Below are 14633 nucleotides of genomic sequence, written 5' to 3'. Positions count from 1 at the left end.
GGCGGACCGCGACGACGATGCTGTCGCCGCACGGACCAGCGACCGCCGGCACGGCCGCAAGCTATGTGCCCGGCGATTACAGCATCCATTTCTTCCTGCAACTGGCGGTCATCCTGTTCGCCTGCCGCGTCATCGGCTGGCTCGGCCAACGCTTCCTGGCGCAGCCGCCGGTGGTGGGGGAGATGATCGCGGGCGTGGTGCTCGGCCCCTCGCTGCTCGGGTTGGTCTGGCCCGACCTGCAAGGGGCAATATTTCCCCGGGAAACACGCAATGTCCTGTATGCTGGTGCACAACTGGGCGTGGCGCTCTATATGTTTCTCGTCGGATTGACGCTGCGGCTCGACCATTTCCAGTCGAAGGCACGCAGCGCCATGGCGGTTTCCGCCTCGGGTGTCGTCGCGCCCTTTTTGATCGCGATGGCGATCACGCCGTGGCTGATGACCGTGCCCGGCCTGTTCGCGCCGGGGATCAGCCGCGCCAATGCATCGCTGTTCATGGGCGCGTGCATCGCGCTGACCGCCTTTCCGATGCTGGCGCGCATCATCAACGAACGGGGATTGGCCGACAGCCCGCTCGGCACCCTATCGCTGGCGGCGGGCGCGTTCGACGATGCGGCATCATGGTGCGTTCTGGCGGTCGTGCTAGCCACCTTCGGCGGGGGCAGCGGCGTGGCGATCCTCGCGATCGGCGGAGCAGGCCTCTATGTCGGTTTTCTATTGCTGTTCGGCCGACGCCTCTTTGCCCCGCTCGGCCGTGCGGTCGAGGCACGCGGCGAGATGTCGACCCATGTGCTGGCGATCACGCTGATGGCCTTTTGCGTGTCGGCGTTCATCATGGACGCGATCGGCGTGCATGGCATTTTCGGCGGCTTCATCCTCGGCGTGTTCATGCCGCGTGGCCTGTTCGTCGCCGAACTGAAGAAGAAGGTCGAACCGCTAGCGGTCGTCCTGCTGTTGCCGATGTTTTTCACCTATTCGGGGCTGAATACGCGGATGGACATGGTCAATTCCATGCCGCTGCTGATGATCGCGCTCGGCATTCTAGCCGCCTCGATCGCCGCCAAATTCGGTGCCTGCTATGCCGCGGCGCGTGCCTGTGGCGAGGATAATCGTACCGCGCTCGGCATCGGCGCGCTGATGAATTCGCGCGGGCTGATGGAGCTCATCATCATCAATATCGGGCTGCAAAAGGGGATCATCGGCCCCACGCTGTTTTCGATGCTGGTATTGATGGCGATCGTCACGACGATGATGGCCAGCCCGTTGTTCGAATATGTCTATGGCCGCAAAGCCCGCATGTCGGGCGAGATGGAAACGCTGAACGCGGCCACGTCCTGAGCATCGACGGGAATTGCGTGACCCGCCCGGGCATGATCATCCGCGAAGGGCAGGCCTTCGCTATGCGTCGCCCATAAAAAAAGCGGCCGAAGCCGCATGGAAATGCGGCGCCGGTCGAACCGACCGACGCCGCCATTTCACGAAGGTGTTCAGGCAGCCTGACGACGGCGGCGACGCGCCGCGCCGACCAGACCCACCAGACCGGCACCGAAGAGCGCGATCGATGCCGGCTCCGGCACCGCCGCCGGGCTACGGCCGGTGAACGCGATATCGTCGACTTCGAACGACCATGCGTTGTTGTTGACGTTGGTGAAGCGCAGGCCACCGATCTGCTGACCCGTGGCCGGATCGAGCGTGTAGGTAACGTAGCGGTTGACGCTGTTATCGAAAATGCTGCTGCCAAGAACCTGTCCGCCGCTGACCGTGTCGATCAGCTTGCCGAAGATATCCAGCACTTCGATGACGTTCGAGGAGTCGATCGAGCCCCAATTAATGCCGAATCCGCCATAACCGTACCGCTTGTCGCCGGTCAGGGTCGCGGTGGCGTTGGGAGCGACGACCAGGAACTTGGTGTTGTCGCCCGCCGGAGCGAGATACGTCGGCCACTGACCTTGCGGATAGACGTTGCCGCCACTCAGCGAGAAGCCGTCGGGGAGTTGCGGATTGGTATCGAAGGTCACGACCGTCGAACCCGCCGGCACGTTCTTCTGCGCGGTATAGCTGTCATTGGCGACGCTGGTGACATTGCCATTGGTCGTCTTCGTGGTCGCGGTCGTCGCCAGTGCCGGCGATGCGGTGACCGCAGCGGCGGCGAGCATGAAAATCGAGATCTTGCGCATCGTTTCTCCAATCCTTCCCGTGGAAGCGACGCCGCCCCCTATATCCATATGTCGCTTATAGGCCGCCCAAGGGTGCAACCGAACCCCAAAAAATGCCTCACTTTACCTATATTTTAGAGTGCCTTAACCCATCATGTTCCAGGATAAGACAGGTCGATGCCAAAACTTTCACCTTTTGCGCTATGTCTTGCGAATCGGATATGTGGCCGCGCCGCACAGGCCATAAGCAGGGATCATTCATGAAACGGGGCAAGACCTTCCTCATCGCGGGCATCGTACTCGCCGTCATCCTCCTTGGCATTACCGCCACTACGTTGCTGCGTCGTCCGGCCAGGGAGGCCCAACCGACGCCGGTTTTCGTCGAACGCCTCACACCCGCCATGGACCCCGCCAAGGCGCAGGCCGCCGCCGCCAAGGCACCGCGCGATGCCGCCGCGCAGAAGCAGTTGGGTGATGCGCTGCTCGCCAAGCGTCGCTTCGACGAGGCCGCCGTCGCCTATCGCGCATCGCTGGCGATCGATCCCAATCAGTCGACCGCTTGGTCGGCGCTGGGTGAAGCGCTGATGCAGACGACCAGGTCGAACGATACCAACCTGCCGCCGGAGGCCGGCGACGCGTTCCGCAAGGCGCTGGCCCTCGATCCACGCGATGCGCGTGCGCGTTTCTATTTCGCGATGGAAAAGGACTTCAACGGTCAGCATGACGAAGCGATCGGCGACTGGATCGCGCTGCTGCGCCAGGTGCCCGCCGGCTCGGATGCGGATGAGGCGATCCGTTCGGCCCTGGCCGCATCGATCAAGCGTAACATCCAGTTGATCCGTCAGGCGGCGGACGAAGCGGGTCGCGCTCAGCCGCGCTACAAGTCGCGCAGCTGAACACTGGCCTTGGAAGGCGCGAAAACGGCGCGGACGGCGAAGGCGGTCCGCGCCGTTTTCACGTCCGCCATCCGTCTATCATGTGAGCGTTATATTGGAAAGATCGCTACAGGCCGCCGTGACCGCGCCCGGCCTCCATAGCGTCCGCCCCGCATAATCTTGATACAGCGCAAGACGCCATTTTTTCGTTGTTTAATCAGGCTTGGTGGCCCAGATTGCGATCAGGATGAGAGCGGCAAACGCTTCGTCCCGCATCGCGAATGTCGCGTCCGCCAAAACAGGCTCCCGACGCCATATTCCGATGCAAAAATGATAGCGCTATCTGTATGAGGAGGGGTTATGCTGAAACGGATGGGTGTCGCTTTGCTGGCATCGGCAAGCATCGTGGCGGCGACCTTCGCCGCCCAGGCCCAGGGTCCGGCGCAGTCGCTGACGGTGACCCCGGCGGAGACGCTGGAGACCCAGGGGCTGACCGTGATGGTCGACCAGAACCAGTTCAGTCCGATCTTTTTCGACGAGAAGAATGCCGGCATCCAGATCGTGCTGCATGGCGAGCGGATCGCCACCGACGGCGCGGTCCGGCTCAATCGCACACCCGAACAATGGGACCCCGTCCCCGCCTTTCTCGGCCGCACGCGCGGAACCGAGGCCAATCAGATCGTGGTCCGCTCTGCCTATAAGGATGTCGGCCTGACCTATAAGGTGAAGGTCACCGCCGAGGGCGACGGCTTTCGCATCGCGGTCGACCTCGACCAGCCGCTGCCCGCCAGCCTGGCGGGCAAGGCCGGGTTCAACCTCGATTTCCTGCCGACCAGCTATTTCGGCAAGACCTATCTGATGGACGCCGCGCCGGGCCTGTTCCCGCGCCACGCGACCGGGCCGATGGCCAAGGACGGCTCGGGCGATCCCATGCCGCTGGCGGCGGGTGGCAGGTCGATCACGCTCGCCCCCGAAGACCCGATGACCCGCGTCACCATCACCTCGGATGCGGGCGCGCTCGAACTCTATGACGCGCGCAACCGGGCGCAGAATGGCTGGTTCGTGGTCCGCTCGCCGATCGCGGTCGGGGCGAAGGAAAACGCCGTCGTCTGGCATGTCCGCCCCAATGTCGTGAAGAACTGGGTGCGCCCGCCGGTCGTGTCGTTCAATCAGGCGGGCTATACCCCCGGCCGGTCGAAGGTCGCCCTGATAGAAACCGATCCGCATGGGCCCGCGCCGGCCGAGGCCGAACTGGTCAAGCTGGCCACCGACGGCACCCGTCAGCCGGTACTGCGCGCCGCCGTCGCGTCGCGGGGGCGCTGGATGCGATACAATTACGCCGCCTTCGACTTCTCCAGCGTACGCGAGCCGGGCGTCTATGCCATCGCTTACGGCGGGCAGGTCACCAATCCCTTCCGCATCGCCGCCGATGCCTATGACCGCATCTGGCAGACCTCGCTCGACACCTTCATCGCCGAGCAGATGGATCATGTCGGCATTCGCGAGCAGTACCGCGTCTGGTCCGCGCCCTCGCATCTCGACGACGCGCGACAGGCCCCGCCCAATCACGTCCATTTCGACGGATACAAGATGGGGCCGACCCTCGACTCCCCCTTCAAGCCGGGCGAGCATATCCCCGGCCTGAATGTCGGCGGGTTCCAGGATGCGGGCGATTATGACATCCAGACGCCGCAGAACGCGGCCGTGGTCCGCGACCTGGTCTGGGGGCGCGAGCTCTATGGCCTCGATTGGGACGAGACGAGCGTCGACGAAGCCGCGCGCGCGGTCGAAATCCGCAAGCCCGATGGCAAGCAGGACGCGGTCCAGCAGATCCGCCACGGCGTTCTGCAGTTGCTCGCCCAGTACAAGGTGTTCGGCCATGCGATCGTCGGCATCATCGATCCGGCGCAGCGCCAATATGCACATCTGGGCGATGCGGGATCACAAACTGACAATCTGACCTACGACGCTGCGCTGGGCACGACCGAGCGCAAGGGCGGGGCGTCGGGCGCGCAGGACGATCGCTGGGCCTTCACCACCGATCTGCCCGCCAACAATCTGGCGGTGGCGGGCGCGCTGGCCGCCGCCTCGCGGGCGCTCGCCGACAGCGATCCCGCCATGGCCGCCGAGGCGCTCGGCGCAGCCAAGGTTCTCTGGGCGCGCCAGCAAAAGGGCAAGATCAAGGCCGGCGACGGTCGCGACGATTCCGGCTCGCCTTGGTCGGCGGACGGCGCCAATGTCGGTGCGACAGTCGAACTCCTCATCACCAGCAAGGGCGACAAGCTGTACGCCGATCGCCTGCGCGGCCTAATGCCGGTGATCGCCAAGAGCTTCGCCGGGGTCGGCGCCTCGGCGATCCGCGCCATTCCCTATATGGACGCCCGATATCGCGCCGCGCTGGTGCCGATGGTGCGCGCGGCCAAGGCCAAGCGCGATGCCGAGATCGGGAAGAACCCGTTCGGCGTGCCGATCAGCGAGGGAAATTGGGCGGGGTCGCACCAGGTCGTCGAATTCGGGTCGACCATGTACCTGATGCACAAGGCGTTCCCCGAGATCATCGGCACCGACTATACGCTGAACGCGATTGACTATGTGCTGGGGCGGCATCCGGCGAATAATTTGTCGCTGGTCTCGACCGTAGGCACCGCCTCCAAGCTGATCGGCTATGGCCATAACCGCGCCGATTACGGCTTCATCCCCGGCGGGCTGGTGCCGGGCGTGCTGATCGTAAAGCCGGACTTCCCCGAGCTGAAGACCGACTGGCCGTTCCTGTGGTTCGAGAATGAATATACGGTCGCGACGACCTCGGCTTATATCCTGGCGGCCAACGCCGCGATCGAGGCGACGAAGGAAGATCGGTGATCGCATGCGGGGCGGGACACCGAAATCCCGCCCCGTTCACCCGCCTCAATAATCGAAGCGAAGCGTCGCCATGATGCTGCGCGGCGCGGCGTAGAAGGCCTGCCCGTATTTCAGCGTGCCGAGATATTTCGCATTGGTCACGTTGCGCAGGTTCACGCTCGCGCGGACATGATCGATCAGCCGGATGCTGCCCAGCAGATCGAGCGTGGCATAGGCATCCTGCACCACCGGCACCGCCTGCCCGGCCGCATCGACCGCGCCATTGGTGTTGCTGAACCGGCTCTGATAGCGGAACTGGCCGCCCAGCTTCAGGTCGTTCAGCTGTTCGATGCTGTAGGTAGCGGCTAGCTTGAACGTGTCGCGCGGGATGAAGCTGCGCGCGCGGATGCCATCGCCATCCTCGATCTGAAGATGGGTGAAGCCGCCCGAGACCAGCCAGCGATCGGTCATCCGCCCGGCCACCTCGACCTCGAAGCCCTTCGAGATAGAATCCTGCCCGGTATAATAGCTGAAACCCTCCGGCCCGTTGGTTCCGTTGAACCGCCCCGCGAACAGCGCCAGCCCCTTCTGTTCGGCGCGGAACACCGCCGCCGAACCGTAAAGGCGCCCGCCCATCCACTCGCCCTTCAGGCCCGCCTCGATACTGGTCCCGCGGGCAGGGTCAAGGCGGCGGTTGGTGATGTCGACCTCGCTCTGCGGATTGAAGATGTTGGTATAGCTCGCATAGGCGGTCAGGTGGCTGGTCAGGTCATAGAGCAGCCCGGCATAGGGGCTGACCCGGCTGTTATCGCGCGCCTGATCGGTGTCATAGGACAGGCCCGAGGTCTTCAGCCAGATCACGGTCGCGCCGACCACACCCTTTAGCCGGTCGGTCAGGTTCAGATGCATCGCGCCATATGCGCGGGTCAGCAGATCGCGGACATCCGCCCGCTGCGCCATCGGCGTATAGCCGATCTGCGGCGCGCGAAAATCGGCCAGCTCGCGGATATCGCCATAGTCGACCAGCGCCAGGCCGTTGCCGGCATATTGATCGCCATCCGAACGCCCGTTCGACACGCCGAAGGCCAGCTGGTGATCCCGGCCGAACAGCGACACGCTGCCCGAGGCATAGCCGTCGAACAGAAGCTGGTCGTAGTCGGAGTCGTACCGCCCGGTCTGCCCCTTGATCCCGACACCCGTCGTCCGGTTGGACAGGCCGAAGGCGTAGAGCAGCCGCGCGCTTTCCTCGAACCGGCGATAGGTGACGACACCGCGTACCGCCCAGTCACCGCCCGGCTTCCACGCCAGTTCGCCAAAGGCGGTCTGGTCGATGGTGTTCCAATAGGTCCAGTCGGCCGAGGTCGAGGCCGAGCGGGCATAATCGATCCGCGTCCCATCCGTATAGGTCAACGGCAGCGCGCCCCACAGCACCCCACGTGAGCGATTGTCCTGCCGCGAATAGCCGAGCGTCGCGGTCAGCGCTGGAGTTACGTCCCAGGCGAGAAGCCCCGCCATCACGTCGCGATTGACGTGGTTATAGTCGAGATAGCTGTCGCGCTCCTCATGCGCGCCGATCACCCGCGCCCGCAGCGCGCCGTTCGTCGTCAGCGGCCCCGACACATCGCCTTCCAGCCGCCACATGTCGAACGAGCCGAGATAGGCCGAGCCATTCGCCTGGAAGCCGGTCGTCGGGCGCTTGCGCAGGAAGTTGATCGTCGCGGACGGATTGCCGACGCCGGTCATGATCGCGTTCGCGCCGCGCACCGCCTCGACCCGGTCGAACAGCACCGTGTCGAGGTCGCCGGTCTGGATGCCGAAGTTCATCGGCAGGCCGATACCGTCGAACTGGAAGTTGGTGATGTCGAACCCGCGCGCGTTGAACTCGGTCCGGTCGGTCTCGGTCCGCTCGACATTGATGCCCACCGTCTGAGTCAACAGGTCCTGGACATTGGTCAGCGCGAAGTCCTCGATCCGCTGGCGGTCGATCACCGTCACCGACTGCGGTGTTTCGCGCAGCGACAGCGACAGGCCGGTCGGCGATGCGCTCTGCTGATCCCCCGCCTGCGCGACGCGGGCACCGGTGACGATGATGTCGTTGTCACGCTGGGGATCATTGGCCGGCGCCGTCTCCGCCGCACATGCCGGTGCGCCGATCACGGCCGATGCGACACCGGCCAGCAGGCCTGCCAACAGGCTGCGCTTCATAATTCCTCCGCTGCTGTCTCTCACCCATTTGGGCTTTCGGCAGCGGCTTTAGTGATACCACTAATGATAATCAATCGCATATTTATGTCACCATGTCGGCGACGCTACCCGGCACCCCAGGCGCGGCCAAGCCGCCCGGAGCGCCGGGTGATGCCCCCTACCCCATCGTGATGGCCGGCTCCCCCGCTGCGACGGTCGCGGTGGCGAGCGTCACCACGGGCGCGTCGGGCGTCGAGACGCTGCGCACCGCGCGGAAACGGGTTTGCCACGCATCGCGGCTCACCTCGCAGATCGAATAGCCGCGCCGGTCGGCGGTGTATTTCAGATAGGAGTTATCGGCCATGATCCGGTCATTGCCCTTCCGCACGTCCGCGCCGTCGCCGCCCGACGAGATGGAGGTGGTGACGAACTCCACCGCCTTGGCCGCACCGGTACCGGCATTGGCCCGCAATTCGCCCGCGAAGGTCTGATGTTCGTCGCCGGTCAACACCACCGCGTTGCGCCCGCCCAGCATCGCCAGCAGCCGTTCGCGGGGCGCGTCATAGCCGCCCCAGCTGTCCATGTTGCGGATCGGTTCGGGCGCGTCGTCGGTGCGCCGGTCAAGCGGCATGACCATCACCTGTTGCGCGATCGCGTTCCACCGCGCCCGTCCTTGCGCAAGATTGGCTGCCAGCCATTTCTCCTGTGCCGCGCCCATCACCTGCGCCGCCGGATCGCGCACGCCGGCGCAAACGGGCTTGAAGCCGTCGTCGCAGGGCTGATCGCTGCGAAAGCTGCGCGTATCGAGAAGATGCAGGTCGAGAAGGTCGCCGATCGGCGCACGGCGATAGGCGGTGATGCCCGACGGTGTCGGCATCGATGCCGCGCGTACCGGCATATGCTCGTACCAGGCCTGTAGCGCCATCGCGCGGCGCAGGGCGAAATCCTGCGGCGGGGTCTTTTCCTGATCGATCAGGCCGACCCAGTTATTCTCGACCTCGTGATCGTCGAAGGTCGGAAACCAGGCGGCGGCGGCCTGCGCCGCCTGAAGGTCGGTGTCCATCTTATACTGCGCGTAACGCCGCCGATAATCGGCGATGTCGAACAGCTTCTGCCCGACATGTTCGCGTACGAAGCGGCGCGGCGTCCCGTCATAGCCAAAGGCCAACGGCGAATCGCGCCCCTCATAGATATAGTCGCCATAATGGAAGACGAAGTCGGGCCGCTCCTCCGCCATGTGGCGATAGGCGGTGAAGAGGCCGTCCTCATAATTCTGGCAGCCCACGACCGCGAACCGCACCCCATCGAGCCGCGCGCCGGCCGGCGGCAGGGTACGGGCCATGCCCCGCGCCGAGCGTTCGCGCCCGACCTGGAAACGGTACCAATAGGGCCGCGCCGCCTCCAGACCGCCGACCTCGACATGGACCGAATGGGCGAGTTCGGGGCGGGCAAGCGCGGTTCCCTTGGCGACGACATCGCGCATCGCCTGATCGCGTGCGACCTGCCAGTCGACCTCCACGGGCGCCATCGGCATGCCGCCATGCTCGGCGAGCGGATCGGGCGCCAGCCGTGTCCAGATGACGAAGCCGTCCGCCGCCGGGTCCCCCGCCGCGACGCCCAGCCGAAACGGATAGGCGGTAAAAAGTTGCTGCGCCCGCAGGATCGCCGGCGCGCCGCCCAGCAGGATCGCACCGCCCAGCACATGACGGCGGGTGAACAGGGTCATGCGCGGCCCCCAGAGGCGAAACGGAAACAGGCGTGAGCGCGGCGCATAATCGGAAACTCCATCAGGTCTGCCCCCGCTTAAAGGATATGATGTTACATGGCGATGACAGGCACTATGGGGAGGCGCCGCGACGCTCAGAAATGACAAATAAGTCACGTTGCGTTTCACCAATTGACTGCCGAGGCAACCATTGCCAAGGCAGCGATATGGTGACACAGCATCCCGACTCCTATGATCCCGAACGCTCGGTCGGCTATCTGACCAAGCGCGTGTTCCAGCTCGCCCGTATCGGCATGGAACCAGTGTTCGAGAATGAGGAGGTCACCCACGTTCAGTGGACCGCGCTGATGGCGCTTCTCTACGATCTGGCGGGGACAGCGGCCGAACTGGCGCGCCATTTGTGTCACGACACCGGTGCCACCACCCGGATCGTCGATACGCTGGAGGAGCGCGGCCTGATCGCGCGGAGCCGCTCGACCGAGGACCGCCGCGTCGTGCTGCTCAGCCTGACCGATGAGGGACGCACGGTCGCGCATCGCTGCAAGGAGAAGGTCGTGGCGCAATGGGATGTCTGGCTGTCCGATTGGGCGCCCAAGGATGTCGACCAGTTCCTCGATTATCTCCTGCGACTGCGCAATCAGTTGGAGACGGTGGCATGAGGCGGCTTGCACTCGCGGTCGGCCTGCTGCTCGCCGGCTGTTCCGCACCGCAGACGCACCCCGCCGTCGCGCCGGTGGCGCCCGATCGACTGGGGCTGGGCACGGCGCAGGCGCCGCTGGTCGCCCCCGACTGGTGGCGCGGCCTGGGCGATGCGCAGCTCGACCGGATCATGGCGGACGCCTTGGCGGGCAACCCCTCGCTCGACGTCGCGCTGGCACGGCTGCGGCAGGCGGAGTCGGTGTTGGCCAGCCGCCGTGCGGACAATGGTCCCGATGTCTCGCTGGACGCGCAGGAGCAATATAGCCGGATCTCCGGCCGCTATACCATCCCGCCGCCCTTTGCCGGGACGACCCAGTGGTTGGGTCAGGCGCAGGCCAATCTGAACTGGACGATCGACCTTTTCGGGCGACAGGCCGCTGCGATCGATGCCGCGCGCGCCTCGTCGCAGGCCGCCGCGCTGGACGTGACGGCGGCGCGGCTGGCGGTGGCGGGTGCGGTCGTGCAGACCTATGTCGAGCTCGCCCGTGCCGAGCGTCAGGCTGCGATCGCCCGCGACACGCTGACGACGCGCGGCAATTCGCTGACCCTGATCCAGGCGCGTATCCGCAACAACCTGGCCAGCCAGATCGACGCGGCGGGCGCACGGACGCTGCTCGCCCAGGCGCGGGTCGCGCTCGCGCGGGCCGAGGCGCAGGCCGCGCTGTCGCGCAACGCGCTCGCCGCATTGGCCGGGCGCGGGCTGGATTATCCCGCGACCATCACGCCGACGCGGCTGAACCTCGACACGGCGCTGCCGATGCCCGCGACGGTGCCGGCCGACCTGCTGGCGCGCCGCCCCGACATTGCCGCCGCGCGCGCCCGGATCGAGGCGGCGAGCAAGGGGCAGGAGGTCGCACGCAAGGCGTTCCTGCCCAACGTCAACCTGTTGGGGCTTGCCGGTTTCCAGGCGGTGGGCCTGGGCAATCTGTTCACCGCCGATGCGGGTACGGTGGGCGCGGGGCCGGCCATCCATCTGCCGATCTTCGACAGCGGCCGCCTGCGGGCCGGGCTGGCGGGGGCGACGGCGGCCGTCGATCTGGCCACGGCAGACTATAACGACCGCGTCGTGACGGCGGTACGCGAGGCGGCCGATGCCGTGACGCGCAGCCGGGCCATCGCCACCGAACGCGCGCGCCAGAGCGAGGTCGTTCGCGGACTAGCCGAGACGCGCCGCCTGAACGCCATTCGCGTGGCGAGCGGGCTGCAATCGCAACTGGGCCTCATCGATCCCGATATCCGCCAGCTGGAAGCCCGGCAGGCCGACGTCAATCTCGCCGCCGACGCGGTCCAGGCGCGCATCGCGCTGGCCGTCGCTCTGGGCGGCGGTTTCTCCTCTTCCTCGCAAGGTCTCACGCAATGAGCGACACCGACGCCGCCCCCTCACCCGCCGCGCCCACCACGCAGGCACCGACCGGCGGCAAGCCCAAGGCCCGTCGCCTTGGCCTCCTCATCCTGACGGTCGTCGTCGTGACGGCCGCCATCGTCTGGGCGGTGTTCCACTTCCTGCTCGCTAAGCCGGAGGAGGAGACCGACGACGCCTATGTCGCGGGTGACGTGGTGTCGATCACCGCGCGTGATCCGGGCACGGTCCTGGCGATCCATGCCGACAATACCCAGACGGTGAAGGCGGGGCAGCCGCTGATCGACCTCGATCCCGCGACCGCCGATGTCGGCCTGGCCTCGGCCGCCGCGCAATTGGCGCAGGCGGTGCGTGCGACCCGCGCCGACTTCACCAAGGTGAACCAGAGCGGCGCCGCGATCGTCCAGGCGCAGGCCGAGCTGACCCGTGCACAGTCCGACTATGCCCGCCGCCGGGGTGCCGCCGCCGAGGGTGCCGTCTCGGGCGAGGAGCTGTCGCACGCCGCCGATGCGGTGAAGGTCGCCACCGCGAACCTGGCGCTCGCCCGCGCACAGGCGGCACAGGCGCGAACCGCCGTGCAGGGAACGCGAGTGGGAACCAATCCCGCCGTGATGGCCGCCATCGCCGCCTATCGCCGCGCCGCGATCACCCGCAATCATATGCATATCATCGCGCCGATCGATGGCGTCGTCGCGCAGCGCATCGTGCAGGTGGGGCAGCAGGTTGCCGCCGGCACCCCGCTGATGGCGGTGGTGCCGCTCGACCGGTTGTGGGTGGATGCCAATTTCCGCGAGACCCAGCTGAAGGACCTGCGCATCGGTCAGCCCGCGACCGTCACCGCCGACATGTATGGCGGCAAGATCGTCTATCATGGCAAGGTCATCGGGCTGGGCGCCGGCAGCGGCAACGCGTTCGCGTTGCTTCCGCCGCAGAACGCCAGCGGTAACTGGATCAAGATCGTGCAGCGTGTGCCGGTGCGCATCGGCCTGAACGCCAACGAGCTGCGTCAGAACCCGCTGCGCGTTGGCCTGTCCGCCACCGTCACGGTCGACACCGCCGACCAGCGCGGTCCGCGCATCGGCAACGCCGCGACCCTGGTCGACAGCACCAAGGCCACCGATGGCAACGATCCGGCGATCGAGGCCCGGATCGCGCAGATCATCGCGGCGAACCGCTGATGGCCGGCGCACAGGGCGGCGCGGGGGACGGCCCCGCGCCGCTGAGGGGCCCGGCGCTGGCCCTCGTCGCCTTCGCGCTGGCGCTGGGCACCTTCATGCAGGTGCTCGACTCGACCATCGCCAACGTCTCGCTGCCCACCATCGCGGGCAATCTGGGCGTCAGTTCGGACAATTCGACCTGGGTCGTCACCGCCTTCGCCGTCGCCAACGGCGTGGCGGTGCCGCTGACCGGCTGGCTGATGGGCAAGTTCGGCGTGGTACGCACCTTCTGCGTCTCGGTCTTTCTGTTCACCATCGCGTCGTTCCTGTGCGGCATCGCGTGGAGCCTGTCCTCGCTGATCGGCTTTCGCGTGCTGCAGGGTGCGGTGTCGGGGCCGATGATCCCGGGCAGTCAGGCGTTGCTGATCTCGATCTTCCCGCCGCAGAAACGGTCCACCGCGCTCGGCATCTGGTCGATGACCACGCTGGTCGCGCCGATCATGGGACCGATCCTGGGCGGATACATCTCCGACAATTATCATTGGAGCTGGATCTTCCTGATCAACGTGCCCGTCGGCCTGTTCTGCGCCGGCATGTGCTGGCGCGGGCTTTCGAGCCGCGAGACCCCGACCCGCAACCTGCCGATCGACAAGGTGGGCCTCGTCATGCTGGTCGTCTGGGTCGGTGCGCTTCAGATGATGCTGGACCTCGGCAAGAATGACGACTGGTTCCATTCGACCCGGATCGTCGTGATGACCGTGATCGCGATCGTCGGCTTCGTCGCCTGGCTGATCTGGGAGCTGACCGACGCCAATCCGGCGGTCGACCTGTCGCTGTTCAAAGGGCGGAACTTCGCCATCGGCACGCTCGCCTTCTGCTTGGGCTATGCGGTGTTCTTCGCCAACACGCTGCTGCTGCCGCTCTGGCTCCAGACCCAGCTCGGCTATACCGCGACCTGGGCCGGGCTGGTCGCGGCCCCCAGCGGGGTGGTGGCGGTAGTGTTGACGCCCATCGTCGCGCGGCTGTCCGGCAAGGTCGATGCGCGGATCATGGCGACGATCGCCTTCGCCGCCTTCGGCGCATCTTATTGGATGCGCGCGGGGCTGAATACCCAGGCCAGCTTCGGCGACTTCGTCCTGCCGCTGATGGTGCAGGGGATCGCGATGAGTACTTTCTTCCTCGCCATGCTGACCATCGCGCTGGACGGTGTGCCACAGGCGCGCATCCCCTCAGCCACCGGCATCTCGAACTTCGCGCGCATCACAGCGGGCAGCTTTGCCGCCTCGCTGACCACCACCATGTGGGACCGGCGCGAGGCGCTGCACCAAGCGCATCTGTCCGAGGCGATCGGGCAGAACCCGGTCTGGCACATGGCCCGCATGGGTCTGAACCATCTCGGGCTAACCGATACCCAAGCCGCCGCCGCCGTCACGCGCCAGATGGTGGGGCAGGCCTATCTGCTCGCCTCGACCGACATCTTCTATGTCTCGGCCTGGCTGTGCATCGTTCTGGCGGCGCTGACCTGGTTCACCCGGCGGCCCAAGCCGCATGACGGCCCTATCGCGGCGGACTAGATTGTTCCTCCCCTTGAGGGGATCGTTGCAAAAGTCGTGCGACGGTGATTCATGGTTGCAGG

General features: G+C 66.1%; 10 protein-coding genes. 7 read left to right on the top strand and 3 right to left on the bottom strand.

From position 1 onward, the window contains the following. Positions 1-17: 17 nt before the first annotated feature. On the top strand, positions 18-1337 hold the full coding sequence (locus tag ACQKJZ_RS05320; RefSeq protein ID WP_427730271.1) for a cation:proton antiporter: 1320 nt from the start codon (positions 18-20) through the stop codon (positions 1335-1337). Positions 1338-1486: 149 nt separating this feature from the next. Here ACQKJZ_RS05320 and ACQKJZ_RS05315 read toward each other — a convergent pair whose 3' ends face one another. Then, on the bottom strand, positions 1487-2176 hold the full coding sequence (locus ACQKJZ_RS05315; protein ID WP_312488199.1) for a PEP-CTERM sorting domain-containing protein: 690 nt from the start codon (positions 2174-2176) through the stop codon (positions 1487-1489). Between the two features lie 239 nt (positions 2177-2415). On the opposite strand from ACQKJZ_RS05315, the gene ACQKJZ_RS05310 reads away from it, so the two are divergent. Together ACQKJZ_RS05310 and ACQKJZ_RS05305 are read left to right on the top strand one after the other, a co-directional pair. Further along, on the top strand, positions 2416-3051 hold the full coding sequence (locus tag ACQKJZ_RS05310; RefSeq protein WP_427730251.1) for a tetratricopeptide repeat protein: 636 nt from the start codon (positions 2416-2418) through the stop codon (positions 3049-3051). 339 nt (positions 3052-3390) lie between these two features. Next, the gene (locus tag ACQKJZ_RS05305) at positions 3391-5892 is read left to right on the top strand and encodes a glycoside hydrolase family 9 protein (protein WP_427730250.1); all 2502 of its coding nucleotides are present in this window, start codon (positions 3391-3393) and stop codon (positions 5890-5892) included. A 45-nt stretch (positions 5893-5937) separates the two neighbouring features. Here ACQKJZ_RS05305 and ACQKJZ_RS05300 read toward each other — a convergent pair whose 3' ends face one another. Together ACQKJZ_RS05300 and ACQKJZ_RS05295 are read right to left on the bottom strand one after the other, a co-directional pair. Beyond that, on the bottom strand, positions 5938-8076 hold the full coding sequence (locus ACQKJZ_RS05300; RefSeq protein ID WP_427730249.1) for a TonB-dependent siderophore receptor: 2139 nt from the start codon (positions 8074-8076) through the stop codon (positions 5938-5940). A gap of 157 nt (positions 8077-8233) precedes the next feature. Continuing rightward, on the bottom strand, positions 8234-9781 hold the full coding sequence (locus ACQKJZ_RS05295) for an alkaline phosphatase D family protein (protein ID WP_427730248.1): 1548 nt from the start codon (positions 9779-9781) through the stop codon (positions 8234-8236). A 206-nt stretch (positions 9782-9987) separates the two neighbouring features. Here ACQKJZ_RS05295 and ACQKJZ_RS05290 point away from each other — a divergent pair, with 206 nt between their 5' ends. Genes ACQKJZ_RS05290 through ACQKJZ_RS05275 form a run of 4 tightly spaced genes read left to right on the top strand, consistent with a single transcriptional unit; the run spans position 9988 to position 14571 of the window. Continuing rightward, a complete protein-coding gene (locus ACQKJZ_RS05290; RefSeq protein WP_427730247.1) occupies positions 9988-10440 on the top strand; it encodes a MarR family winged helix-turn-helix transcriptional regulator in 453 nt (150 codons plus the stop codon). Continuing rightward, positions 10437-11840, top strand: a complete 1404-nt coding sequence (locus ACQKJZ_RS05285) for an efflux transporter outer membrane subunit (protein WP_427730246.1) — start codon at positions 10437-10439, stop codon at positions 11838-11840. The genes ACQKJZ_RS05290 and ACQKJZ_RS05285 overlap by 4 nt, the downstream gene beginning before the upstream one ends. Beyond that, positions 11837-13018, top strand: a complete 1182-nt coding sequence (locus ACQKJZ_RS05280) for an efflux RND transporter periplasmic adaptor subunit (protein WP_427730245.1) — start codon at positions 11837-11839, stop codon at positions 13016-13018. The genes ACQKJZ_RS05285 and ACQKJZ_RS05280 overlap by 4 nt, the downstream gene beginning before the upstream one ends. Then, positions 13018-14571, top strand: a complete 1554-nt coding sequence (locus tag ACQKJZ_RS05275; RefSeq protein ID WP_427730244.1) for a DHA2 family efflux MFS transporter permease subunit — start codon at positions 13018-13020, stop codon at positions 14569-14571. Before ACQKJZ_RS05280 ends, ACQKJZ_RS05275 begins: the two co-directional genes overlap by 1 nt. Positions 14572-14633 lie beyond the last annotated feature (62 nt).

Origin of the sequence: Sphingomonas sp. NPDC019816, from assembly GCF_050274375.1 — a bacterium.
Lineage (GTDB): Bacteria > Pseudomonadota > Alphaproteobacteria > Sphingomonadales > Sphingomonadaceae > Sphingomonas.
Note: the sequence above shows the minus strand (reverse complement) of the source record. Positions and strands in the feature narration are given on the sequence as shown.